The organism is Corallococcus exercitus, from assembly GCF_003611585.1.
GTDB classification, from domain to species: Bacteria; Myxococcota; Myxococcia; order Myxococcales; family Myxococcaceae; genus Corallococcus; species Corallococcus exercitus.
The window spans coordinates 1-24,853 of sequence record NZ_RAVW01000105.1 but is presented as its reverse complement, the minus strand read 5'-3'; the positions used below and the strand labels follow the sequence as shown (position 1 = coordinate 24,853).

General features: G+C 69.1%; 21 protein-coding genes. 12 read left to right on the top strand and 9 right to left on the bottom strand.

Annotated elements, in window-relative coordinates; genetic code table 11:
• A partial coding sequence (locus D7W79_RS15465; protein ID WP_147441933.1) for a type 2 lanthipeptide synthetase LanM family protein occupies positions 1-2,398 on the top strand: 2,398 nt, incomplete at its 5' end.
• Positions 2,399-2,418: 20 nt separating this feature from the next.
• Complete coding sequence (locus D7W79_RS15460; protein WP_120526153.1) at positions 2,419-3,630, top strand: glycosyltransferase; 1,212 nt, start codon at positions 2,419-2,421, stop codon at positions 3,628-3,630.
• A gap of 18 nt (positions 3,631-3,648) precedes the next feature.
• On the opposite strand, the gene D7W79_RS15455 is transcribed toward D7W79_RS15460, so the two are convergent.
• The 3 genes from D7W79_RS15455 to D7W79_RS15445 all read right to left on the bottom strand — a co-directional run bounded on the left by D7W79_RS15455 (position 3,649) and on the right by D7W79_RS15445 (position 6,678).
• Positions 3,649-4,578, bottom strand: coding sequence for a prenyltransferase/squalene oxidase repeat-containing protein (locus D7W79_RS15455; RefSeq protein ID WP_158616972.1), 930 nt, complete (start codon positions 4,576-4,578; stop codon positions 3,649-3,651).
• An 88-nt stretch (positions 4,579-4,666) separates the two neighbouring features.
• Positions 4,667-4,801, bottom strand: a complete 135-nt coding sequence (locus D7W79_RS45760) for a hypothetical protein (RefSeq protein WP_276375354.1) — start codon at positions 4,799-4,801, stop codon at positions 4,667-4,669.
• 386 nt (positions 4,802-5,187) lie between these two features.
• The gene (locus tag D7W79_RS15445) at positions 5,188-6,678 is read right to left on the bottom strand and encodes an asparagine synthase-related protein (RefSeq protein ID WP_158616971.1); all 1,491 of its coding nucleotides are present in this window, start codon (positions 6,676-6,678) and stop codon (positions 5,188-5,190) included.
• A 52-nt stretch (positions 6,679-6,730) separates the two neighbouring features.
• Between D7W79_RS15445 and D7W79_RS43225 the strand changes: the two genes are divergently transcribed.
• Genes D7W79_RS43225 through D7W79_RS15410 form a run of 8 tightly spaced genes read left to right on the top strand, consistent with a single transcriptional unit; the run spans position 6,731 to position 14,634 of the window.
• Positions 6,731-7,126 (top strand): hypothetical protein, encoded by a 396-nt coding sequence (locus D7W79_RS43225; RefSeq protein ID WP_147441932.1) that lies wholly within the window; start codon positions 6,731-6,733, stop codon positions 7,124-7,126.
• A 33-nt stretch (positions 7,127-7,159) separates the two neighbouring features.
• Positions 7,160-8,077: an enoyl-CoA hydratase/isomerase family protein gene (locus tag D7W79_RS15440; RefSeq protein WP_147441931.1), complete on the top strand. Its 918-nt coding sequence runs from the start codon at positions 7,160-7,162 to the stop codon at positions 8,075-8,077.
• Entirely contained in the window at positions 8,064-9,503 is a 1,440-nt protein-coding gene (locus tag D7W79_RS15435; RefSeq protein ID WP_120526149.1) for an aldehyde dehydrogenase family protein, read from the top strand. The genes D7W79_RS15440 and D7W79_RS15435 overlap by 14 nt, the downstream gene beginning before the upstream one ends.
• A 2-nt stretch (positions 9,504-9,505) precedes the next feature.
• Positions 9,506-10,606, top strand: coding sequence for a class I adenylate-forming enzyme family protein (locus D7W79_RS15430; protein WP_244221790.1), 1,101 nt, complete (start codon positions 9,506-9,508; stop codon positions 10,604-10,606).
• A 1-nt stretch (position 10,607) separates the two neighbouring features.
• Complete coding sequence (locus D7W79_RS15425; protein ID WP_120526147.1) at positions 10,608-12,011, top strand: B12-binding domain-containing radical SAM protein; 1,404 nt, start codon at positions 10,608-10,610, stop codon at positions 12,009-12,011.
• Positions 12,011-12,748, top strand: coding sequence for an NRDE family protein (locus D7W79_RS15420; protein WP_120526146.1), 738 nt, complete (start codon positions 12,011-12,013; stop codon positions 12,746-12,748). The genes D7W79_RS15425 and D7W79_RS15420 overlap by 1 nt, the downstream gene beginning before the upstream one ends.
• Before the next feature lie 8 nt (positions 12,749-12,756).
• Positions 12,757-13,341, top strand: coding sequence for an NUDIX hydrolase (locus D7W79_RS15415; RefSeq protein WP_158616970.1), 585 nt, complete (start codon positions 12,757-12,759; stop codon positions 13,339-13,341).
• Between the two features lie 30 nt (positions 13,342-13,371).
• The gene (locus D7W79_RS15410) at positions 13,372-14,634 is read left to right on the top strand and encodes an ATP-grasp domain-containing protein (protein WP_120526144.1); all 1,263 of its coding nucleotides are present in this window, start codon (positions 13,372-13,374) and stop codon (positions 14,632-14,634) included.
• Positions 14,635-14,757: 123 nt separating this feature from the next.
• Here the strand turns inward: D7W79_RS15410 and D7W79_RS15405 are convergent, their stop codons facing one another.
• On the bottom strand, positions 14,758-15,864 hold the full coding sequence (locus D7W79_RS15405) for a sensor histidine kinase (protein WP_120526143.1): 1,107 nt from the start codon (positions 15,862-15,864) through the stop codon (positions 14,758-14,760).
• Between the two features lie 239 nt (positions 15,865-16,103).
• On the opposite strand from D7W79_RS15405, the gene D7W79_RS15400 reads away from it, so the two are divergent.
• Entirely contained in the window at positions 16,104-16,394 is a 291-nt protein-coding gene (locus D7W79_RS15400) for a hypothetical protein (protein WP_158616969.1), read from the top strand.
• Between the two features lie 80 nt (positions 16,395-16,474).
• Here D7W79_RS15400 and D7W79_RS15395 read toward each other — a convergent pair whose 3' ends face one another.
• Entirely contained in the window at positions 16,475-18,046 is a 1,572-nt protein-coding gene (locus tag D7W79_RS15395) for a serine hydrolase domain-containing protein (protein ID WP_120526156.1), read from the bottom strand.
• Positions 18,047-18,188: 142 nt separating this feature from the next.
• Here D7W79_RS15395 and D7W79_RS15390 point away from each other — a divergent pair, with 142 nt between their 5' ends.
• Positions 18,189-19,355 carry a hypothetical protein gene (locus D7W79_RS15390; RefSeq protein ID WP_244221789.1) on the top strand — a complete coding sequence of 389 codons (1,167 nt, stop codon included), beginning with the start codon at positions 18,189-18,191 and terminating at the stop codon, positions 19,353-19,355.
• A 28-nt stretch (positions 19,356-19,383) separates the two neighbouring features.
• Here D7W79_RS15390 and D7W79_RS15385 read toward each other — a convergent pair whose 3' ends face one another.
• From D7W79_RS15385 to D7W79_RS15370, 4 genes are all read right to left on the bottom strand, one after another.
• Positions 19,384-20,712 (bottom strand): DUF418 domain-containing protein, encoded by a 1,329-nt coding sequence (locus D7W79_RS15385; RefSeq protein WP_120526141.1) that lies wholly within the window; start codon positions 20,710-20,712, stop codon positions 19,384-19,386.
• 128 nt (positions 20,713-20,840) lie between these two features.
• Positions 20,841-21,932, bottom strand: coding sequence for an NAD(P)/FAD-dependent oxidoreductase (locus D7W79_RS15380; RefSeq protein WP_120526140.1), 1,092 nt, complete (start codon positions 21,930-21,932; stop codon positions 20,841-20,843).
• Between the two features lie 4 nt (positions 21,933-21,936).
• Positions 21,937-23,805, bottom strand: a complete 1,869-nt coding sequence (locus D7W79_RS15375) for a LodA/GoxA family CTQ-dependent oxidase (protein WP_120526139.1) — start codon at positions 23,803-23,805, stop codon at positions 21,937-21,939.
• Between the two features lie 127 nt (positions 23,806-23,932).
• Positions 23,933-24,853 (bottom strand): hypothetical protein (locus D7W79_RS15370; RefSeq protein ID WP_208729741.1); only part of this gene is annotated, 921 nt, incomplete at its 5' end.

Sequence of the window (24,853 nt, the reverse complement as noted above, 5' to 3'; positions counted from 1 at the left end):
GGGGGACATGCACCGCGGCGGGCGCACGGTGGCCGCGGTGCGCTTCTCCTCGGGCTTGTGCGTCGTCTACAAGCCTCGGTCCCTGAGCACGGAGCGGCACTTCCAGGAACTGCTGGCGTGGCTCAACGCCCGGGGTGCCCAGCCGTCCTTCCGCACGCTGAGGCTGCTGGACCGGGGCGAGTACGGGTGGATGGAGTTCGCCGAGCGCGAGGAGTGCGCCTCCCCGGAGGCGGTGCGGCGCTTCTACGAGCGCCAGGGCGGCCTGCTGGCGGTGCTGTACGGGCTGCTTGCGACGGACGCGCACTACGAGAACGTTCTCGCCGCCGGGGAGCACCCCCTCTTTATCGACGCGGAGTCGCTCTTCCACCCTCACTTCGTCGAGGACGCGCCGGCGCACGCCCGGACGCGGGCCGCCATCGCGGTGGCCACCTCCGTGCTGCGGGTGGGCATGCTGCCGCAGCGCTCCTGGGGCAACGCGGAGTCGGCGGGGGTGGACTACAGCGCGCTGGGGGCCCGGCCCGGCCAGATCTCCCCACGCCCCGCGCAGTACGTGGCGGACGCGGGCACGGACGGGATGCGGCTGGCCCGCAGGCGCCTGGTGCTCACGGCGGTGGGCAAGGACAACCGCCCCCGGCTCCACGGCGAGGACGTGGACATCCGCGGCTTCGAGGGCGCGCTGGTGGAGGGCTTCACCCGCGTGTACCGGCTGCTGGTGGCCCACCGGGAGGAGCTGCTGTCCCAGGCCGGCCCGCTGGTGCGCTTCGCGGATGACGAGGTGCGCGCCATCCTCCGCCCCACGCACCTCTACTCGCTCATCCTGCGCGAGAGCTACCACCCGGACCTGCTGCGCGACGCGCTGGACCGGGAGTCCTTCTTCGACCGGCTGTGGGCCGTGGCCAACGAGGTACCCTACGTCTCGCGCGTCATCCCCGCGGAGCGCGCCGACCTGTGGCGTGGGGACATCCCCATGTTCACCACGCGCCCCGGCTCCCGGGACGTGTGGACGAGCACCCACGAGCGCCTGCCGGACTACTTCCCGCGCTCGGGGCTCTCCCGGGTGATGGAGCGCGTGGCGGCGCTGGGCGAGGAAGACCTACGGCGCCAGCGCTGGTTCATCGAGGCCTCGCTCGCCACGCTCTCGGAGGACATGGGCGGCGGGGCACCCTACCTGCCTGCGGAGCCTCGGGCCCCGGTGGAGCGCTCGCGCCTGCTCCGGGCCGCGCTGGCGGTGGGCGAGCGGCTGGAGACCCTGGCCCTGCGCGCCGGGGACGAGGCATGGTGGGTGGGCATGATGGCGGAGCGGGAGCACGAGTGGCGCGCCCGCGCGCTCGGCATGGACCTCTACGGAGGGGTGACGGGGATTGCCCTCTTCCTCGCCTGGCTGGGCGAGGTGACGGGCGAGGAGCGCCCGCGCGCCCTGGCCCAGGCCGCGATGTGCGGGGTGCGGCAGGAGCTGGCGCGGGGCGCGCCCGTGCGCTCCGTGGGTGGCTTCCAGGAGGGCGGCGGGCTCGTCTACACGCTGACGCAGCTGGGGGCCCTGTGGGGTGAGCCCTCACTGCTGGACGAGGCCGAGCGCATCGCGGGCGGGCTGGAGGAGGCCATCGCCGGGGACGAGCGGCTGGACGTGCTGAGCGGCGTGGCCGGGGCGCTGGCCGCCCTGCTGGCGCTGCACGCGCATCGCCCCTCGGCGCGCACGCTGGCACTGGCCACGCGCTGCGGCGAGCGACTGTTGGAGAAGGCGACGCGGATGCCCCAGGGGCTGGGCTGGGTGCCGCAGGTGGCGCCCCGGCCCCTCACCGGCTTCTCGCATGGCGCGGCCGGCATCGCCTGGGCGCTGATGGCGCTGGCGGCGGCGACGGGAGAGACGCGCTTCCGCGAGGCCGCGCTCGCGGCGCTGGACTTCGAGCGCAGCCAGTTTGTCCCCGAGGCCGGCAACTGGCGCGACCTGCGCGAGCGCGAGCCCGAGGCCCTCCCTGCCTTCCTGCACGCGTGGTGTCACGGCGCGCCGGGCATCGGCCTGGGCCGGCTGGGCCTGCTGGGCTCCCTGGACACGCCGCGGGTGCGCGAGGAGATTTCCACCGCGGTGGGGACGACGCTGGCGCGCGGGTTCGGCGCGAGCCACTGCCTGTGCCATGGGGACCTGGGCAACCTGGAACTGGTGTCGCTGGCGGCCGAGCGGCTGTCGGACGCGGCGCTGGCCCTGGAGCGCGACCGGCTGGCGGCGCGCGTGCTGGAGAGCCTGGAGGCGGAGGGGTGGCGCTGCGGCGTGCCGCGCGGGATGGAGTCTCCCGGGCTGATGAACGGGCTGGCCGGCATCGGCTACGGGCTGCTGCGGCTCGCCGAGCCCTCGCGCGTACCATGCGTCCTGCTGCTGGAGCCGCCCCCCCGGCGGAGCTGAAGGGTTGCCCCGGAACCATCATGCGTTACCTGCTCTGCTCACTCTCCAATCACGGCATGCTCTTCCCCTTCATCGGCCTGGCGCAGGCGCTGCAGCGCCAGGGCCATGAGGTGGCCTTTGCCACGGGGCTGTCCATGGAGGGACTGCTGGCCAAGGCGGGGATGACGCGCATCCCCCGGGGAGAGCGGGATGGCGAGAGCTTCCTCGTGGAGCTCAGCGGGCACCCACTGGAGACGACCCGGCAGGTGAAGCACATCGAGTACGCCCTGAAGCGCTTCCCCGCGGACGTGCTGGTGGGACAGCAGCTCACGCTTGGGCCGCTGGTGGCGGGCGAGCGCCAGGGGCTGCCCGTGGCGGTGCTGGGGCTGGCCGCCTACCTGTGGCCGACCGGGGCCCTGGAGCCTTCGGAGTACCAGGCGTTCGTCCAGCGCCGCTACCAGGGCTTCCTCAAGTCCTTCCGGCTCACGCGGTACATGTTCGGGCTGGAGCCGCGCGAGACGGGCCTCGAGGACAGCCCGCTGCTGGGCGACCTCTTCCTGCTGCGCAGCGTGCCCCAACTGGAGGGCGGCCTGGAGTCGCTGCCCCAGCGGGTCCACTTCGTGGGCGACTGCCTGTGGGAGGCCCCCGAGCGCGACGAGGAACTGGAGCGCTGGCTGAAGGAGGCCCAGGGGGCCGGGGAAGCCATCCTGTACGCCCAGCCCGGACGCGTCTTCAACATTCCGGGCTTCTGGAGCCACCTCGCGGAGGCCCTGGAGGGACAGCCCGTGCGGGTGGTGGCCTCCGTGGGCCGCATGGACGAGGCGCCCAGCCAGTCCCCCGCCAACTTCTTGGTGCGCAAGCACGTCCCACAGGGGCTGGTGCTGCCGTACGCGCGGGGCGTCATCTCCAGCAGCACCACCACGGCCGTCCTCGGGGCGCTCCGCCAGGGGCTGCCGCTGCTGCTCATTCCTGGCGGCGGCGGCGGCGAGCAGGAGGACCTCGCCCGGCGCTGCCAGAGCGCGGGGGTGACCGTCGTGCTGCGCCCCTCCGAAGTGTCCGCGGAGTCCCTGCGCCAGAAGGTGCGCGAGCTGCTGGAGGCGGAGGAGCCCCAGCGGCAGGCGAAGATGCTCGCGGAAGCCTTCGCTCAGGCGGGGGGGCTCGCGCGCGCCGTGGAGCTGCTGGAGGAGCTGGCGCGGCGGCGCGGGCCGCTGCTGCGCGATGAAGGGCCGGGGGCGGTCGCGCGGCCGGGCTAAGGCGCCCGGCGCGGGCCGCTACATTCCGGCGCGAAGGCCCTTGGCGAGCGCCTCCACGCAGAAGGCGGTGGTGAGCTCCTCCGAGCCCCACCACACCTGGTGCGGCCCGGGCGGCTCCGGGCCGATGTAGAAGGCCTCGCGGGCCCAGCTGCCGTCCTCCTGCTGGGCGCGGAGCAGGAACGCGGTGCCCCGCGTCACGGCCTCGGTGTCCTTCACTCCGTAGTTGAGCAGGGTGCAAAGCGCCAGGCCCGAGGAGAGCGCCGAGCCGAAGGAGCCATCCGGCTGCTGGCGCGCCAGCGTCTTGCGCAGCACGGCCTCGCGGCAGCGCTCCAGCCCCGTGGCCCCGTGGTGGTACGCGCGGGACACGGCGTAGTAGAGCGAGAGGGGCTCAAGGTAGTACCAGTACGTCCCCGCCTCCGTGTCCTCGTTGATGATGCGGCACAGCCAGTCGGAGGCCGCGCGGGTCTCCTCCGTCTCGCCGAGGTAGAGCAGGACGTTGGCGTTGACGACGCTGTCCACGTCATTGCGAGCGCCCGGCTTGCGAAACCACGTCTTGTACAGCCCCTCCGGGGTGCGGAAGCGGGAGAAGAGCACCCGGTTGTCGGGGGCCAGCTCGGGGGCGAGCATCCGCAGGAGGAACGAGACACAGGCGGTGTCGTCGAGGTCCGGGTCAATGGGCGCGCCATTGCGCGAGGTCCAGTAGCGCCAGACGCCCGGAACCCGCTGCTCCGAGAGCAGGAACTGGAGCCCCTTCTTCATCATCAGGGGCGCCGCGGGCGCCTCGGTCATCGCCAGGGCATACACGACGAAGGTGGTGACGAAGGGCGAGCTGTCGAGCGTCCCTGGCCCGTCCAGCGCGGCGGTGCTGAACTTGTAGCTGGGGAACTCACCGTACGGCAGTTGGCGCCGCTCCAGGCTTTCCTCCGCACTGGAGAGCGCGGCTCTCATCCGGGTGCTGAGGCTTTCCATCTGGAGGAGCTTGGTCGAGAAGGCTCCTCCAGGGCAATCCGGGCCGGGGCGAATCCGGGCCCGTGGTTCAGCCCGCGTCCAGTCGCCCGAGCACACGGTCCGCCTTGGCGGCGATCTGCTCCAACGGGCCCGCCGCTGCCGTGAACCGCTGGAGGGCCACCTTCACCTGCTGCCCGTCCTGGGCCGTCAGCGGGCGTGTCACCGCCGCAAGTCCCTCCAGCGTCCTTGGACGCCGCAGCCAGCACCGTCACGAACCTGGTGAGCTGCTCCGACAGCAGGTCCAGGCGTGGCGCGTCCACGCCTCGTAGGGCCTCGGACTCCGGCAGGGGGGCTTCCGCGTTGCCTGGGTTCAACTCCAGATAGGGTTCCCCCAAGAGCCCCACCGTTCCCAACGTGCACAGGAGCGGCACGCCGCCCTCCCCGGCAACGTGCCGGAGGCATCGTAGGCCCGCTGGACGCGACCGCGACGCGGGTGATGTTGGATGAGAGGGATTGGGGCACCGAGACAGCGAACCGCGCCGTGCCAGTGTTGGGGAATGAGCCAGCGCAGCCCACCAGCAGCGCCCCAGGTGGCGGCACCGCGGCAGGTCAGCCGCACGCCTCCTTGCGCAGGCGCTCCAGGTCCAGTTCCTCCACTTCCCGGTTGCCGATGAAGAGCTCCCGGAAGGCCGCGTAGACGAAGCGGTCCTTCGCGCGGTAATCGCGCACGTTCGAGAGTCCGAGGTAGCGGGCGAAGATGGCGTTGGCCCCGGAGCCCTCGTGGACTCCAATCTTCGTCCGGTACGCCACCTCGTGCGGGAGCCAGCCTTCCCGGAACGCCAGATCGCGGAGGACCTTCTTGACCTCCTTGCCCTGAAGCTTCATCTGCCCCGGCACCGACAGCGCGAACGCCATCAGGCGTGAGTTCCAGTAGGGATTCCTCACCAGAAGCCCGAAGCGGGACGCGAGGAATGGAGAGAACTCCCCCGTCCACAGCGTCCTGCTGACGAGGCCGAAGAGGTACTCGTTCGCCTGGTCGGGGCCGACCTCCGGCGGGCAGACGCCTGCGAAGAGGAGGTCGGCGCCATAGCCGGTAAGCAGGAGGTCCGCGCGGCCCTCGATGCTCCGGTACAGCAGATAGAGGGGCGCGGCGATCTCCGCGGACAGGGCGTCGAACAGCTCGTTGTAGAAGATGGCATTCACGATGCCGTGGGGAATGCTGGAGGCGGGGGCCTCGTGCTCCGAGTGCTCCGAGCCGGCGAACCGGGCCGCGACCCGCGCCTCCGGGAACTCGTTGGCCAGCTCCGTTCCGACCGAGAAGGTCCGGGTCCCGCTTCGCCGCCGCACCGCGAGCGACGCCACCACGCTCGAGTCCAGCCCGCCCGACAGCGACACGCCGAGCGTGCCGCTCTCGCCCAGCCCCTGGGTGCACTCGTCGAGGCTCTGCTCGAGGAGGTGCTTGAGGCTGGCGCTCACCGCTTCGACACTGCCGGCGAGCGACCCCGGACGGGCGATGCGGAAGTACCGCCCGCCCCCCGTGCGGACTCCCGTCACCGAGAACTCCACCCATCCGCCCGGCGCCACCTTGTGCACGTTCTCGAACATGGAGAAGTCGTCAGGGAGCTCCGCGCTCGAGTCGAACGCGGCCAGCGGCTTGAGCACCAGCGGTCCCACGGCGCCCGACCGGAAGGCCTTGACCTCGGTGGTGAAGGCGACCCCACCGGCGATGGAGCAGAACATCAGCGGCATGAGGCCGAGCGCATCCCTGGCCGCCACCACCTTCTCCCGTCGCTTGTCCCAGAGGAGGAGGGCGAAGCGTCCCTCCACCAATTGGAGCGCCTCCAGGCCGAGGCGGACCACGAGCTCGTGGATCAGCTCGATGTCCGAGGCCTGGGCCAGGGACGGCTTCCGCGCCATCAGCAGGTAGGCCAGCTCCCGCCGATTCAGCAGCTCACCAGACCAGACGATGACGTGCTCACCGAAGTCCTTGATGTGCTCCTCGAATGAGTCACCCACGGCCCCCGCGTTGAACCCCACCTGCAGCACGCCGAAGGCGCAGCCTTTCCCGCCCCTGGCATGGGGGCTCAGCTGACCGGCCATCTCGAGGAGCGCCGGCTCCCGAGGTGAGCCAATGGTTGCCACGAAGGAGGGGATGGAAGTCTTCATTGAAGGAGGCGCCTTTCTGGCCGGTGTGTGCCACGGTTGGCAGGAATCCACCGCGACATCTCAAACACGCAAGTACACCGGCGAGAACGCATTCGTCAATGTCATGACGACAGGATTTGAAAATCACTTGCCTTGCGTGTCGGGCCGCACGGGTGCGTCATTTTTGACATGCATTGCGACGTGCTGCTTGAGAGCGCAACATGTTGTTATTGATTGTGACGTATTGCCATGGAGTGGCAATTCCTGCCCGGATGTGGCGGCGTATCGCCCTCTTGACAGTGTTTTGGGTTGGATGGATATTGCGAATCCCTCACGCGCCGTCGGCGCAATGACGCCGGGGTCGGTCACGCATGGCGTTGCCGTGGGTCGCTCGTGCGTGTGAGGTCATCCTGTCTTTGTATGCGTATGTCTCTCCGTGCGCTGGCGCGTCTTCGCCAGGCATGAGAGCCGTTTGCTTTTTGCCGAGGTGTCTATGGAGAGCATTCTGCGCGAAGAGTTGGAGCAGGGCATTCTCGTCCTGACCTTCAACAACGCTGGCCCGCACAACCCTGTCAATCGGGCGCTCGAGCGCGCGATCATCGCCGCGTGCAGGCGGGCCGAGGAGAACGAGGCCGTCCGCGCCGTGGTGCTCTGGGGAGGGCCGGACCGGTCCTTCAGCGCAGGGGGCGACTTCAAGGAGGTGAAGAACCACGTCGGAGGCGCCGAGGTCAAAGAATGGATCGAGGGCACGTTGGAGCTGTATCGCTCGGTCCTGCAGCTCACCAAGCCGACCGTCGCGGCGGTGGATCGCTACGCCATCGGCATTGGCTTCCAGCTGGCGCTCGTCTGTGACTGGCGGGTGGGCACCGAGCGGTGTCAGTTCGTCATGCCGGAGCTGAAGCACGGCATCGCCTGCTCACTGGGAAGCTACATGTTGGAGAAGAGCCTCGGCCGCCTGGCGATGACCGAGCTCATCTATGGCTGCGAGCCGGTGGAGGCCTCCACCGCGCGCCGGATGAGTCTCCTGAACGAGCTCAGCTCCGTTCCGGAGCTCCTCTCCTCGGCCCGTGCGGCCGCCGCGCGACTGGCGGCCTATCCGCAGCTCCCGCTCCGGCGGACCAAGCGCTTCGCCAACGCGGGCTACATCGAGGGGCTCCGCGAGATCGCCACCCAGTCGATCGCCATCCACTCGGAGGCTTTCGCCCAGAAGACGGCGCAGGCGCACTTCAAGGCGGTTCTCGGCACGAAGTACACCGAGGGGGGGTCTCCCGCCTCGGGCGTGGTCGCGCAGCAGGCGCCGGCCTCCTTGGAAACGCAGCACGTCGGTGGAGTCGCCCAGAATGACCACGCCTGAGTCCAGCCGCGTGTCGCAGAAGCTCAACGAGCTGCGGCTTCCCTACAAGCTGGGGGCGCGCACCCGCTTCAGCCATTCCACCACGGTCCTCCAAGGCATCGGGGACCTCCGGCTCCACATCTCCGAGGCGCCACGGCTGGCCCAGGTCCAGATGGTGGAGCGGTCCCGTCAGGCCTTCGAGCACCTGCGGAAGCTCCCGGATGACGAGTGGCTGGCACTCCTGCGGGAGGTCGGGCGGCTCCTCGACGAGGAGTCCCTGCCCATCGGCGACATGCCGGTGGACCCGGAGACGCACGTGGACCTCGTGACTCGCATCACGGGCGTTCCCTCGGTCCGGGTGCGGAGCGCGCTCAAGTCCGTCGTGACCGACCTCCAGCGGATGGAGACCCTCCTCTCCACGCAGTCGCCGGATGGGATGCCCTCGGTGTTCAGGACCGGCAGGAGCGGACAGGGGGGACATGCCTGGACGCTGGCGCCCCAGGGGCAGCAGTTGTCCGTGCGCGTCCCGGCCAACTCCCCGGCCATCAACATCACCTGGCTCATCGCCTTCGCCCTGCGTCGTCCGATCCTCCTCGCCGCATCCGCCTGGGAGCCCTTCACGCCACTGCGGCTGCTCGAGGCCATCTACCGGGCGGGCGCTCCGGATGGCGCGGCGTCCCTGGCCTTCGGCGACTTCCTGCCCTTCATGGAGATGACCGACCAGGTGCTCTGGGCCGGGGACGTGCCCGAGCAGCTTCTTTCTCGCGGGCGCCGGTTGAAGACCTATCACCAGGGGCGCAGCAAGGCCGTGGTCGTGGGCGAGCTGTCGCCCGAGCGGGTGGACGCGCTCACCCGCATGGCCATCAGCGGTGCCGGCCGGCTGTGCACCAACGTCAGCGGCCTGCTGGTCGTGGGCGACGCCGAGCGCGCGGGGTTGCAGCTGGCGGAGTCGCTCGGGAGGATTCCCATCCTCCCGCTGAGCCATCCCCACGCCGTCGTGCCTGCCTTCCCCAACCCGGCGGTGGCACGGGCCATCGACGCGGAGATCCGCGCCGCCGAGGCGCGTGGCGCCATCGACCTCAGTGCGCGCTGCACCGGGCAGGAGCGGCTCGTGACGGTGGATGGCGTGAGCTACCTGCGGCCCACGGTGCTGCTGGTGGACGGGGATGATCGCTTCTTCGGGGCGGAGCTTCCGTTCCCGTTCGTGACGGTGGCGCGGGCCCGCGAGGACGAGGTCCGCATTCGCTGCCGCAACTCCCTCATCGTCTCCACCTTCAACGCGGGCCCTGAGCTCGTGCGACAGCTGGCCCATGAGCCCAGCGTCGACAAGGTCTTCCAGGACGACTTCGCCTCGCGTGGCTACGACTCCACCGACCCGCACGAAGGCTTCATGTCTGAGTTTCTCTTCTTCAAGAAGGCCATCTGGCCTCCTCCCACCGAGGTTTGATGATGCAGCCCAGCAATCTCTTCTTCCCTGATTCGACCTTCGTCCGGCGGATGATGCAGTGCCACTTCGACCCGCGGGCCGGGACGCCCTACTGGCTCCAGCGTGACCAGGCGCTCGAGGGCCGTGCCCTGGAGCGCGTGCAGACCTTCGAGGACTTCAAGCGGCTCGTGGGCTTCCGGAACATGGAGGAGCAGCAGCGCTTCGAGCGCGACACACGCTTCCTGCCGCTCGAGACGTTCATCTCCCGGCGCGCGCTGGAGAAGGAGTCCTTCATCTGGGCGTCGCAGACGGGTGGCACGACCGGCGCGCCCAAGCATGGCACCTGGGGCTCCTCGTACTGGGAGGCGGTGCTCCAGTTCTCCGACGAGATGCTCGACGCGCACGGCGTTCCCCGGGGTGTGAACTGGCTGTTCATCGGCCCCACGGGGCCCCACACGACGGGGCGGCTGGTCATCTCCATGGCGGAGCGCCGCGGAGGCCGCTGCTTCTCCATCGATCTCGATCCGCGCATCGTGAAGATCTTCGGCACGGAAGGGAATTGGTCGGCCTACGAGCGCTACGTCCGGCACATCTGGGAGCAGGTCGCTCCCATCATCAAGCACCAGAACATCGGGGTCCTCTTCGCCACCTCCAAGCTCCTGGAGATGATTCCGGAGAAGGTGGGGCTCGAGCCCTTCAAGAAGCTGCAGGCCATCGTGCACGCCGGGACGACGATGACGCGGGACACGCACCAGATGCTCCGCGAGGAGTGCTTCCCCGGCATCCCCATCGTCGGCATCTACGGCACGTCCACCACCAGCGTCAGCTACCAGAAGCCGCCGGATCCGGAGGATGACGGGCGCGTCGTCTACATCCCGTCCTCTCCCTACGTGGTCATGGAGTGCGTGGATGAGAAGGGCCAGCTCGTGGAGTACGGGCGGGAGGGCCGCGTGGCCACCTACCGCTTCACCGAGGACTCCCTCATCCCCGGCTTCTGGGAGCGGGACATGGCCGTCCGGGTCAAGCCCTTCGGGCGCCACGCGGCGAAGTACGGCTGGGATTGGATCGAGGACCCCTACAGCCCGGAGTTCACGGTCGAGGGCAAGGTCGAGGGCGTCTACTGACATGAAAGTTCTTCTGGTCTGGCCACGGAGCGAGTCCGTGGTGTTGAGCGACGAGCTGAGCTGCTGTGAGCCACTTCCCCTCGAGTACCTCGCGGGGGCCCTCAAGGGGCGCCACGAGGTGGAGATCCACGACTGCCGGCTCGATCCGCCGCTCGAGCAGCGCGCGCAGGCGGGCGCCACGTATGATGTGGTGGGGGTGGCGGTTCCCTTCACGTGCTCGACCCGCGCGGCGATGCAGACGGCCCGCGAGGTGAAGCGGCTGTGGCCTCGCGCGCTGCTGGTGCTGGGCGGCCATCACCCGACGGTCTCCAACCAGTGGCTCGCCGGCTGCCCCGCCGACTACGTCATCCTCGGTGAGGGCGGAGATGCGCTTCTTGGCCTCGCCGATGCGCTGGAGAAGGGGAGCCCCCTCAACGACGTGGCCGGCCTCGTGCCGTTCCAGCGGTTCCTCGCGGACGGGCCACCGCCCGTGGGAACGACGGCGAGGGACGTGAAGACCGTCGCGAAGCCGGATCGGAGCCTGCTCACCCGCCACGCCCAGCGTTACTTCCATTCCTATTACCGCCCCACCGCCCTCATCCGTTTCTCCGCGGGGTGCCCGTACCGCTGTGACTTCTGCATCCTGTGGAAGCTCACCAACGGGCGCTACTTCACCAAGGCCGTCGACGGCGTCCTGGAGGAACTCTCCGAGATCTCCTCCGAGAACCTGTACGTCGTGGATGACGAGGCGTTCATCGTCGCGAAGCGCATGCACGAGCTGGCGGACGCCATCGCCACGTCGGGGTTCCGGAAGAGGTTTCACATGTACATCCGGGCCGACACCGCGGTCCGGAATCCCGAGCTGATGGAGAAGTGGCGCAACGCCGGGCTGGACTCGGTGCTCGTCGGGGCCGAGTCGCTGGAGGAGGCCGAGCTCGACGCGTACAAGAAGGGCGCCGGGGCCTCCGAGACGGTGCAGGCGATGCAGCTCTTCCACTCCCTCGGCGTGAAGGTGCGCGCGAACTTCATCGTGCGTCCGGAGTTCGAGCGGAAGGACTTCGTCCGCGTGGCGGAGCAGGTGAAGACGCTCGGCGTGGATCTGCCCAGCTTCTCCGTGCTGACTCCACTGCCTGGCACCAACCTCTACGAGCGCGCCCGCTCCGAGTTCGTCGTGGATGGTCCGGAGCTGTACGACTGCTATCACACGCTGTTCCGGACGAAGCTGCCCGTCGAGGAGTTCTACAGCGCCCTGGCAGACCTGGTGCAGGGCACGGCCGCTCGCACCGACGTCCCTGGTGCCACCCAGGCTCCCGTCTTCTATTACTCCACCGGCTCCGCCTTCTCCCGGATGGTCCAGGCGATTCGCGACGGCCACAAGCTGGGAGAGCCCGTCTCCGGAACTCCGCACGAGACCCCCGCGGCCTGATGTGCACGGCAATCCTTGTCTTTCGTCCCGCGGAGGACTGGCCCGTTCGCTTCTGCTCCACCCGTGACGAGGTGCGCACGCGTCCCTGGCGTCCTCCAGGGACGTGGTGGCCGGAGCGCGGCCCTCACGTCGTCGGAGGGCTGGATGAAGGGGCTGGAGGCACCTGGCTGGCGGTGGACCCGCGCTCGGCGCGGGCCGCCGTGGTGTTGAACCGGACGGAGCCGGTTGGGGCAGGGGCCTGCCGCAGTCGTGGCTGGCTCCCGCTCCAGGCGGTCTCCCAGCAGGACTTCATCCTTTCCCCGGCGGAAGCGGAGACGTTCCCGCCTTTCAACCTCCTGTGCATGAGCCCGGCGCGCTGCTCCTGGTGGAGATGGGATGGGACGGAGCTCAGCTCCCGGAGTCTGGGCCCGGGGACGTACATCCTGACCTCCGCGGACATCAACGACACGAACGGGAGCCTCCGGCAGCGACGGTGGCTCCCCCGCTTCACCGAGGCGGAGCAACCCGAGCCCTCTCGGGAGGACTTCCGGGGGGCGTGGGGCGGTTGGCCGGGGCTGCTCGCCGACCCCGACTCGCCGTTCGATGACTGGACCGCGCTGAACGTCAAAGGCTTCTCACACCTCCCGGGGTACGGGACCTCCTCCGCGGCGCTCGTCGCCCTGTCCGCGGAAGGGACTGCCCGTTATGAGTTCTGCGAGGGGCCACCACACTCCGGCGCATGGCGGCGCGTCCTGTGAGGCCCCACGTGCCCGAGCTTCGCCGCGCCCTGGAGCGTGAGCTGCAATCGAAACCCGGGCGCTCGCTGGAGATTGCTGGCTTCCGGCGTGCGGCGGTCCTCGTCTGTCTCAGGAGCGAGGGAGGAGTGCTGAGGACGACGCTGATCGTCCGCGCGGCGCGCGCGCCCACGCACGCCGGGGATGTGGCCTTTCCAGGGGGGCTGGTGGGGCAGGGGGACCGGAGCCTGGTGGACACCGCCTTGAGAGAGGCCGAGGAGGAGGTCCAACTCGCGCGCGAGTCGGTCGAGGTGCTCGGCCTGCTCGACGACACCCCGAGTGGCGCGGGCTTCATCATCACCCCGGTGGTCGGATGGGTGCGCGGTGCTCCACACCTCCAGCCGGATGGCCGGGAGGTGTCCGAGTGTCTCGAGGTCTCAATCGAAGAACTCTCGGCGCCGGATCGCCTGACGTGTGTCGGCGCGCGTCAGATTGGCGGACGGAGCTATCCTGCGCTTGAGTATCGCCTGGAGCGGCATTTGATCTGGGGAGCCACGGCCCGGGTGGTGCAACAGTTATTGGAACGCTTCGCGCCAGCTGGCGGGCTTTCCGCTTGAAATACTCGTACCTGGAATGGAGTGGGGCACATGAAGCAGAAGGCCTGCATCATCATCTACAGGAATGACAATGCCTATCACCGCGCGAACCTCGCCGGGTTCACGCGCGCCATCCGTGAGGCAGGCGCCCTGGCCATCTGCCTGGCTCCGCAAGGGGTTGTCTTCGCCGACGGCGAGGTGGACCTGACTCGCACGTACCGCAGTGGTGGCACGCTGCTGCTCGCGGCGGGCTCCTCGGATGTGACGGACGTCCGGCGGGAGGTCGGGCTCGTCTGCGAGAGCTTCGAGGTCCTGCGGATCTTCCCGTGCGTGGAGGATGACGTCTCCACCGCCGCGCTCTGCAGGCGGGACTTCAAGATTCCGGGGTTGCTCCCGGAGAACGCCATCCACTTCCGCGACAAGAACGTGATGTCGCGCCGGGCCGAGGAACTCGGCATCCGGGTGGCGGCGGGAGTTCTCCCTCACACCCTGCAGACGATCCGGGACTTCATCCGAGACAACGGGTTCCCGATCATCATCAAGCCCTTCGATGGGCTGGCCGGGCGTGACACCTACAAGGTCTCGTCCGAGGCGGAGCTGGAGCGGGTCTGGGAGGTGGTGAGGGACACGCGGCACGACTACCGCGTCGAGCAGTTCATCGTGGGCCCTCAGTACCACGTCGACATGCTGTTCCATGAGGGCGAGCCCGTCTTCCAGGCGGTCTGCCGCTACACGCACACGGTCCTCGAGTACCAGAACAACAAACCCCTCGGCAGCGTGCTCCGGATGGACTTCTCCCGCCCGCCCGAGTCGGACATGGTGCGCGACTGCTGTGCCCTCGTGCGCGGGTTCGGCCTGAAGACGGGTGTCATCCACGCGGAGTTCTTCCTGCCAGAGGACGGGCGGCCCGTTTTCGGGGAGGTCGGTGCCCGGCTGCCGGGGGGCTTCATCGTCCCCCTCTATGCCCAGGCCTTCGGTGTCCACCTGGCCTGTGAGTGGGCGCGCGCGGAGCTGGCGTCCTCCTACTCGCTCACGCCGCCCTGGCGGCGCGCCACGGCGGCGGAGTTCATCACGACGTCGAAGCGGGGCCGTCTCCTGCGGGTGGAGGCCCCGGTGGATCCGCGGGTGACCGAGCTCCTGGCCGAGGTGAAGTTCACCCGAAAGCCCGGCGATCTCATCACCGATCCCCGCTTCCTCGCCCACGACACCCTGGGGTACTACATCGTGAAGGGGGACTCGGAAGAGGACGCCTTCCGCGCGCTCGACAAGGTCCGGGAGCACTTCACGATCGAGATGGAGCCCGTGAGCGGGTGACGATGCGCGCCAGGTCGGAGCACCTGGGACTGCGCTCGCGGCGTGCCTGGCGGGCAACGGCGCGGGAGCCACCTCGGCAAGCGTAGTGCCGAGCCGCGCACCGCGACCGCGCCCTGAGCGCGGCTACGTCGCGGTGGCCGCCGCGCCAGGGAGCGTGAAGCGGAAGGTGCTGCCCTGGCCGGGCTGGCTCTCCGCCCAGATGCGCCCGCCGTGCGCCTCCACGATGCCCTTGGAGATGTAGAGCCCCAGCCCCAGCCCCCGTCGGTCCTCGCTGCGGGCCTGCCAGAACCGGTCGAACACCACCTCCAACTGGTGGCTCGGGATGCCGGGGCCGGTGTCCGTCACGGAGAAGCGGACGGATTGGTGCACCGGTTCCACCCGGAGGGCGATCCTGCCGCCGCCTGGCGTGAACTTGATGGCGTTGGACAGCAGGTTGGCGAGCACTTGGAGGACGCGCTCATGGTCGAACTTCGCCATCAGCGTGTTCCCACGCAGCTCCACGTCGAGCGTGAGGCCCTGGGCGGAGGCCAGCGGCTGGAACGCCTCCAGGGAGTCCTTCACCAGCGCGGTCGCGTCCTGCAGCGCGGGGGCGACGCGGATCCTCCCCGCCTCGATGCTGGCCACGTCCACCAGGTCTCCAATCAGCCGGTTCATCCGCGCGGTGAAGCGCTGGATCTTCTCCGCGGCCTGGGTCGCCTTGCGGCCCGCCTCGTCCTCTCCAGCGCCGCGCTTGAGCAGGGCCGCCTGCAACGCGATGCCCCCCAGCAGCGTGCGCAGGTCATGGCTGACCATGCCCATGAAGTGGTCCCGGGTCGCGAGCGCTTCGTCGGCGTGCGTGCGCTCTCCCGACAGCCGCAGGTCGGTCTCCGCGCGCTCCAGGTGGAGGAGGGCTTCCAGGGCGTGCACCCGCTCCTCACGTTCGTCGCGCAGCTCCGCGTCCGCGGTGTCCCGCTCTCCCTGAAGGGCCGCGTCCTCGTCGGCCCGCTCCTGGGTGAGGGTCTCCTTCGCCACGGGCGCCGCGTTCCGCGCCCTCCTCGCGTCCGCGGTGTCACGGGCCGCCTGGAGGGCCTCGTCCGCCTGCTCCCGGGCTTTATTGATGGCGGCGTCCGAGCCCTCTTCAATCGCGTTCTGCCGCTGGGCGTACTCCCGGTCCGCCTTCTCCCGCTCCACGCGGAGGCCTTCGTCCGTGTGGTCCCGCGGGAGCTTCGGTCCTGCGTCCTGGGTCGCCATGGAGAAGCCTCTTGGGAAGAGCCACCAGGCGCCACCGTAGTCCCAATCCGCTCCGCCCTGGGCCGGAGGATGCCAGGGGTGTTGCCTGGCTCCTGCTCAGGCTGGCCGCGCACCGTCAGGTTGAACACGACGGGGACTTCGCGCCCCTGCTGACTCCTGGGGAGCAGCGAAGTGTGTGCGGGTGAAGCGAGAGGGCTGGGCCTGGTCGCCGATGGCCATCCCCAGCACTGCCGTTCGCGGTGCTGCTGCCACGTGCAGGCAAGGCGCTCCAACGCGCACTTCCCTGGCTTTCGGAAGCCGATGCCCTGATGGCCTTCCAGAGCATTGAGCTGCAGCTCGCGGCCCTCTGGCCCTCCGCGAACCCCTCCAAGGCGGCACGGGAGGTGCTGGCGCGCCCCGAGTTCTCGATGATGCGCGTTGACGCGAAACGCGACTACCCGCGCTTCATCGAGGTGCTGCTGCGCGGCTTTCAGTCATGCGGCGAAGAGAAGGCGGCGCCCGTGCGGCGACGTGTGACCCGTCGTTCCTGACATCTTCAACACCGCGCCCGGATCCGAACATCGGTCGCCGCCGCGGTCCTTGAAGGACGTCCGAGGCGGAGGCCCTGCTCTCACTTCCCGGGGGGCACGCCCAGCTTCTCGAGGACCTTCACCGCGTTGGCATTCCCCGCGTCCAGGGCGAGTGACTTCCTGTAGCTTGCGATGGCCGCTTCCTTCTGTCCCAGCTGGAGCTGTGCCTCGCCCAGGCTGTCGTAGGCATTCGCATCCGTGGGGAAGAGCTTCGCGTTCGCTTCGAACACCCGCACCGCTTCCGCGCCCTTGCCGTCTGCCAGCAACCGGTAGCCGAGCTGGTTCAGGTCCCCCGACTCCAGGCCCTTCATGCCCTCGCGATGCTTCGCGGTGTACCAGGCGAGCGCGGTGTCGACGCCCTTGAGCCGCATGAGCACATCCACCTGGGCGGACGGCGACACGGGCTCGGGCTTGAACGCGGGCCAGGCATACTCGGCCGCCACGCTCGCGATGAGCCGGTCGAAGAGCAGGAAGCCGTTGTCGGAGTTGGCCATGACGACCACGCCGCTGCCTGTGTCACTGAAGGCCATGAACGCGGCCTGGAACCCTTCGTCCGAGCCCCCGTGCCAGAAGCGGTCGGTGCCGGGTTCCACCTGGAAGCCCAGCCCGAAGTGCTCCGACTGCCGCGACAGCATCTGCTTCGTCATCGCCTGCGACAGCACTCGCTGAGACTTCCCCGCCTTCGCGCTGGACACCTCGAAGGCGACCCGCGCGAGGTCGGACGGCGTGGTCCACAGTCCGGCCGCGGCCATCTCCGGGTACACGTGCCAGCGGCCCGCGACGCTCTTCCCGCTGGCGTACGTCCCGGTCGCCGTCCTGACGGCGAGGGCCGGAGGCAGGGGCTGCTCGTAGGAACTGCTCGTCATGCCGAGCGGCTTCAGCACCGTCTCCCGCATGACCTGGGGGAACGGCTTCTGGAGCTGATCCACCATCATCAACTGGACGATGGACGTGCCACCGCCGCTGTAGCGCGTCTTCGTCCCGGGGACGAGGTCGACACGCACCGGGCCGGTGTTCGCGGGCGCCACGCCCTCCAACACCTGCACCAGCGTGGGCATGGGAGCGTCCACGGAGTACCCGGGGAAGCCGTGCACGGTCGTCCCCGCGCTGTGGCTGAGCAGCCGGCGCAGGGTGACCTTCTGCTCCTTCGTGAAATCGTTCTCGGGGAGCTTCCACGAGCGCAGCTTGTCGTTGATGTTCTCGTCGAGCGACCACTTGCCGGCCTCGACGAAGTGCAGCGCCGCCAGGGCCGTCACCGGCTTGCTGATGGACCCCGCCTGGAAGAGCGTCTCCAGGGTGACGGGCTCCGAGCCACCCGCCTCCCTCACGCCATAGGTCCTGGCCCAGACGATGGCGTGCTTGTCGAAGACGGCGATGCTCAGCCCGGGGATCCGGTACAGCGACATCCACTGCGGGAGCGTCAGGCTCCGGGGTTTCTCGCCTTCGATGACGACCGGGGCCAGGCCCGCCTCCACTCGCGCCGCGCGGGCCGCCTGAGCAGGGCTGGCCAACCATTGCGTGGCAGGCTTCTTCGTCCCCTCCGCCGCGAGGGCCGCGCCTCCCGGGCTGAACAGGAGGGCCGCGAGCACGAGGCGGGACAGGGAACGACGCATGGGGTCACCGGAGGAAGGGGTGGGACCCGAGGTGTACTCCATCCACTCCTTTCGATTGCCGGTCCGAACCCATTTTCCCGTGGAGGCTCACCTCCCGTCACGACGTCAGATGCTCCTGCGGATTTGAGCGACAATGCCGGACATGGCGGTCCGCCTTGCGTCCATCGTGTGTCTCCTCGCTGCATTGCCCGCCGCCGCCAACGTGGCCGCCTCCACGCGTACGCCGGCGACCCTCGCCCTGTCATCCGGGACCGCGCGCACGCGCTCGGAGGTGCTCAGCGAGAAGCTGGACTTCGATTGCGCGGAGGCGGGGCAGGAGGCGGTCTGCCGCTTCGAGGCGCGCTACCAGCTGCGCAACGGGACCTCCGAGGCGGAGGTCATCGATGCCGCCTTCCTGGGCGTCCGTACGCGCGAGGTCCGCGTGCGATTCGACGAAGAGCCTCTCCCGGTGGCGGATGCGCAGGCGGTCTCGATGGGCCCCACGACAGAATCCGGAGGGCTCGCGCATTCCTTGCCGGAGCGCTTCGGCTTCACCCTCACGCTTCCGCCCGGGAGGGAAGGGGAGCTGCGGGTGAGCGGCTTGATGCAGCTCGAGCGGCGCTTCCTGCCCTCGGGGTACGTGTGGCCCGCGGTCCAGTCTCGTCATGCACTGATGTCCCCCGGACCGCCGCGGGCCACGCACTGGGACATCGACTATCTGCTGGGGCCCATCCGGACCTGGGCGGGCAACCCCACGCTCCACATCACGGTGCGTGTCCCTTCCTCGTGGGAGGTGGGCAGCAGCCCGGACGCATCCGCGCGCACGCTGCCGGTGTCCACGGGTTGGCGGCTTCGGCACGAGGGCGAGCAGGTGGTGGCGGAGCGGAGCCTCACGGCGGAGAGCGCTCCCGAGTGGCTCAACGTCACGCTGACGAAGCCCAAGCCGTGGTGGATTCCGGGCGGTGTGCAGCTGGGCCTGGGCGCGCGGCTCGGGGACGGTTCCCGCTTCATGGCACGGCTCGGCTACCAGCTCGCCGCACCCGAGTCCTTCTTGCACTCGCTCTCGGTGGAGACGGACTTTCGAGAGCAGGTCGTCCTCACGCCCCTCACGCAGTATGCGACGCCCCAGGTCGTCATCATCCCGAGCTTCGGGTTCGGCCTGGGAATCCCGGTGCAGGTGCGCCCCGACGTCAGGCCTGGCTTGCGGCTCCTCGCGGACCTGCACTTCGGTCCGGTAGGGGCCGCGCTCAGCTGGGACCACTATCCGGCGCTGCGGGAGGGCACGGACTCCTTCTCGCGGCTCATCCTCCTGGGCCAGGTAGGGCTGTAGGTGGCCGGCAGCCCTCTTCGTCGAGGCGCTACGCCGGCGCCGTCGTGCGCTGTCCCGAGGCGTCATCCCGGCGCATCTGCTGGGCCTTTCCATACGTCAGCGAGCGCCACACCCACTCCGCGGGGCCGAAGCGGAACCTCGACAGCCACAGGTGGCTCCACGCGACCTGGACGCAGAAGATGGTCAGGCAGTACGCGACGCATGCCGCGGGGCCCAGCTTCGTGATGAAGCCCAGTCCGTAGCCGTAGAAGAACAGCACGCTGATGATGGACTGTGACAGGTAGTTCGTCAGCGCCATGCGCCCCGCCGGAGCGAGCAGGCCCAGTGCCCGCTGCCAGGTGGCGCGCTGGAAGAGCAGGGTGATGCCAGACACGTAGACGGCCGCGAAGCCCAGCTCGCCCAGGTTCCGCAGCGGCGCCATGGCGAAGGGCACCCACGTTGGCAGCGTCTCCGGGGTGAAGACCTTCTTCAGCATGAGCTGCTGCAGCACCAGTCCGCTGCCGCTGCCAATCACCCCGGCCACGAGCCCCCACCCGAGGAGCCTGCGGAACAGCCCAAGGTGCTGGGGCACGTCGTGGAAGATGCGGCGCCGCCCCGCCAGCAGGCCCAGCAGGAACCGGCCAAACACAGGGAGCAGGATGGACAGCAGCAGCGGGAAGTAGTCGCGGAAGAAGAAGTGACCGGTCGCCTTCACCGCGTCCAGCCAGCTCCCATTTGTAAAGGCCGCCAGCGTCTCCGCCTTGATGGCCGCGGACTTCTCGTTGGCCGCCTTGAGGAGGGCCGCGCCAGCCTCCGGTGTGTCCGCCATCAACTGCGGGAGCTTGAGGATGGCCACGCTGACGACGGACCATCCCAGGGCCAACAGCAAGGCGCTGATGAGCAGCGTCCGGTCCGAGCGCCTCCGGAACAGGAGCAGGCCGAACCCCAGCACCGCGTACGTGCTCAGGACGTCGCCGTACCAGATGAGGAACAGATGGGAGAGCCCCATCACCAGCATCACCCCCAGCCGCCGGACATAGAGCGGTGTGATGGAGGCCCCTCGTGCCTCGGCGCGGCCCATCTGCACCGCGAAGCCGAGGCCGAAGAGGAACGAGAAGAGGGTGATGAACTTCCCTGCCACCAGCGTCGAGAACACCTGCCAGGCGACAGTGTCGACGAGCGACGCGTTGTTCATCGCCGCGAGGACCTGCTCTCGCGGCAGGAACACCCTGCCGCTGAACCACACCATGACGTTGGAGATGAACACGCCGCACAGGGCGAAACCACGCAGTGTGTCGAGGAGTGCCAGCCGCTCGCTGGAATCCACGGGACGGGCTTCGGCGCTGGGGGACGAGACCGCGGACGGGGCTGGGGTCATGTTCGGAGAAAAGGCAGGCAACGTGAATCTGCCTGCCTGTATTCCACGCGAGCGTGTCACGTGAGTGCAAGAGGCGTGGCGCCAACGAAGCCCTGCGCGGCCAGGCCCATGGGGTTGGAGTTCGGTCCTCAGAGCCTGTGGCGCGTGTGCCAGTAGGGCGCATCCGGCCAACGCTGCTCGTCGCGATAGAGGCGCAGGGCTTCGCGCCGATATGCCTCGAAGGCACGCCCAAGACGGGCGCTGTAGGCAGGCAGGGCGGAGGCATCGCCGTGTGCGTCGGCGACGAGCGCCTCCGCGCCGTCGATACCCGTGCGCAGCGCGAGTGTCAGTCCATGCGCGGCGATGGGATCGTAGGTGAGCGCGGCGTCGCCAACGGCGACCCACCCCGGGCCGCACGCCGTCGTGAGCTGGGTACTGCTGGCGTCGACGAACCGCGGGACACCTTCGAGCCTGGCGCCGTGGGCCTCGAGGCGGAGCCGGGTATGCGGCGCATTGGCGAGGAGCGCGCCAAGCCCGTCCGGCGTGCGCACGCTTGTCGGGTGGTGCAGGGAAGCCTCGGTGAAAAGCGAGAGGACGAAACGTCCACCGGGAATGGGCGCCGAGTACCAGAAGCCCTCGGGCACCGCCTCGATGAGCGTGAACGCCTCGTCGAGCTGCCGGGTCACCCGCGAGAATGCGAAGAGCGCCACCTGCTCCCAGGCAAGCTGGCGCGACACTCCCTGACGTCGAGCAAAGGAGGCCGCTCTGCCTGATGCATCGACCACGTAGCGGGCTCGGACCGCGGGGTGTCTGTCTGTCGCCTTCCCCCGCCAGACACCGTCCTCGTATGCAAGGTCGCGCGGCGCGTCGCCTTCGAGCAACCGCGCTCCTACCGCGACGGCCCTCTCTCGCAACATGGCCTCGAAGCGCATGCGGTCAACGTGGAAGCCGTGTCCGCGCGGGTCGCGGACGAAGTCGTGCCACGCCAGCACAGGGCTGCCCCAGGCGGACGCGTTGGCGTGGCAGGGCAAGGGCCCATCCTCGATGAAACGCTCGCCAAGCCCCAGCCGCGCGAGCAGGGCTGGAGCCCCGGGCGAAAGGCTTTCGCCGATGCGTTCACCCGCCTGCGTGCGCCCAAAGACAGCCACACGCAGCCCCGCGTGGGCGAGCGTGATGGCGGACGCGCACCCGGCCGGCCCCGCGCCGATGATGACCACGTCCGCCTCGAGTTCGCGCGTCACTGCGTCAGTCTTCGGAGGTCCAGATGGGGTGGAGCGCCGTCATCGCCGGCTGGCTGTGTTCCACCTGTCGGCCTGTCTCCACCCACATTTCGCCGGGCAGGTGGCCACCCGGTCCGGGCAACGCTTCAATGATGCCAACCTGTGCCCACTCACGGACGAATTTGTTGATGGCTTCCTTCGAGGGGTAGATCTGCGGCGGGTAGGTCGGCTTCATCGGGTAGCGGATTCCGCGCAGCCACTTCACGCGCTGGTCGAAGGCGAGCACCCGCTCCTTCTCGTTGGCGGGTGTCTTCGGGTCCATCACCTTCTGGTATTGCTCCTCGCTGAGCACGTCGTTGGGCACGCGCGCGGGCCAGAACGTCGGCAGGTAGTCGTCGACGTAGGGCACGTAGGCCGACAGGCACGACGAGGTGTCTGTCTGCCACGGCGTCGCCATCCAGCGGGTGAGGTCGCCCGCCGTCGAGCCATCCAGCGGGCCGCCGCGCATGAGGGCGATGGAGGAGATGAGCTGGGGGCCCCAGTCCGGTTCGGGAGCGGCGCGGCGCTTGATGCGGAACGGCTCCGCGTAGAGCATCGCGTGGCGCATGGGCCAGGTGAACTCGGCGCCGGGGTGGAAGGGCCCGCCGAGCACCTCGTCGAGCACGGCGCGGTCGATGCCCCGCACCTGCTCCGCCGCGCTCAGGCTCGTCCATGCAGGAGGTGCCTTGGGCGGCCCGTCGGCCACGAAGTCGCCTTCCGCCCACTGTTCGAGCCACTTGTATTGCGTTGGCAGGATGGCCATCCACTCGCGAGGACTGGTCTGCGTGGTGTTGAGCGTCGTCCCGTCGCCGTAGTAGGCGGGCAGGGCGGCCGGCTGGGGATTTTCGTAGTTGGCGTTCCTGAACCCGTTGAAGATGCTGAAGCGCAGTGAGCGCGAAGCGTCGGAGGGGTCGTTGAGGCGCGCGGCGAGCGCGGGGTCCGTGAAGTCATTGGGCGTGCCAAAGCCGAAGTCGCGCGCGAAGCCCGCGTTCACCCATTGGTTGAGCGTGAACCGCCGGAGCAAGGGGTAGATGTGCTCGGAGAACTTCGGGCGCGCGGGCATCCGGGAGGGATCGATCTCCGTCGCGACCTGGAACAGCAGATCCCAGCCGGTGACGATGGACTGCACGCCGGGCGCGTAATCGGGCGGCCCGACGAGGACCCAGGCCCCCTTCGCCTGGTAGGTCTTGCCCGCGTATTCAACGGTCGCGTCGACCGGTCCATCGGAGATGTCATCGTGCCAGCCGGTGTTGTTGGCGAACGTGGTCGCTGGCTGGCCATCGAAGCTCGCGGCCTCGCCACGGCCGCCGAGGAACACCAGTCGGCCCTCGGCGTCAGTGCGGAGCTCGCCCAGGTAGACCGACTTGTTCATGAAGCGGCCGGTGAGCGCGAAGGAGGCTTCGGCGCCCAGCGTGTTGATGTTCTTGCCGGCGATGGTCACGGCGGAAGGTGTAATCGCCAGGCTCGCGCGCTCGGGGCCCTTCACGTTCGCGTTGCGCAGGATGCTCGCGATGCCCGGGGTGCCAACGACGAGGCCTTGTGACTCGGGGATGTCGAGTGCCTGGTCGAAGTCGAACCACGCGGCCTTCTTGTTGGCGACCTCGACCTTCCAGGTGATGTGGGCGTCGTGGGCCGTGATCTCCTTGACGACCTGACCGCGCGCATCGAGCCCGTAGACGCGAAAGCGGGCGGCTTGCCGTTTGATGCGGCCGCTCGTGTCGCGGTAGGCGCCCCGGTCACGCGGGGCGCCGGGCAGCTCGGGCCCGAAGAAATACCCATCCGGGCTGTTGCCAACTCTTGCAACGCCAATCGACGGATAGATGGCGAACTGCGTGATCGCCTGCGATTCGCTCATGACGCCCCCCAAGGAAAGATAGACGTCATCATTCGTGGCCGGCCTGGTGGGTGTCAATGAGACACGTCAGGTCATGCACGCCCCGCGGGAGGTGAGTCAAGCTGGCCACCCGTCAGGCATTGGGACGCTAGGAGGCCTTTGACGGCGCCGGGTCCGGGACGGACTGGAGCTGCGCACCTTCCTCCAGCAGGCGCTCCCGGGGTTGCAGGCTCATGATCGAACACTGGTAGCGCAGCGTCCAATAGAACATCGCCCAGGACTTGTAGGCCACCGTGGGGAAGCCCTGGAGCAGGGGGATGCCCGCGTGCATGAGCTGCGCGAGCGACTCGTTGGCGGCGCTGTTCCCGAAAGCCATGCCCTCGTGCATGACGTACTGCCAGCGTCCTGCCTCCAGACACGAGTCCGCCTGGACGGCGTAGGTGAAGGCATGCGGGGCGTCCACCTCCACGCGCAGGTGCTGGTGCGCCGGGATGTGTGGCACGCCCGCGACGGCATAGGGCTTCTCGTGGTCCCAGCCCCACAGGTGCGTCTCGTCATCGCCCGTGGGCAGCCAGCGCCAGTGCATGTGCAGGCAGTCGTGGATGCAGAAAGGCGCCATCGCGATGTTGTCCAACCGCATGTCTTGCGACGCGTTCTTGAAGAACTCGCGGATGCTCCGGGGGGCGCGCATGGGCGGCGCCACGTGGATGTTGTCGAAGTAGCCCTGGCGCTCCTGGAGCGGCTCCTGCCAGCGCTGGTAGTGGTCGCGGTCGAAGACGTCGACGTTGAAGCCCGGCCCCGCGGCGATTTGCGGCGACGCCATGAGGTAGCCCGCGCCCGCTCGCAGGTTCGTCCTGAACCGGCTGAACATCTTGTGCCACAGCGGGGGAATGTCCGGGTTGAAGAGGTTCTTCCAGGACAGCAGCCCATCGTTGGCGTCGGACCACATGCCCGTGGCCATCTCGTGCACCATCTCGTCCTGATCCTCTGGACGGTCACCCGGCAAGGCCTGGGCGTGGACGCCGTGGTGGTGTCCATGCCCGGGGTCCGTGGGCGTGGTGGGGGGGAT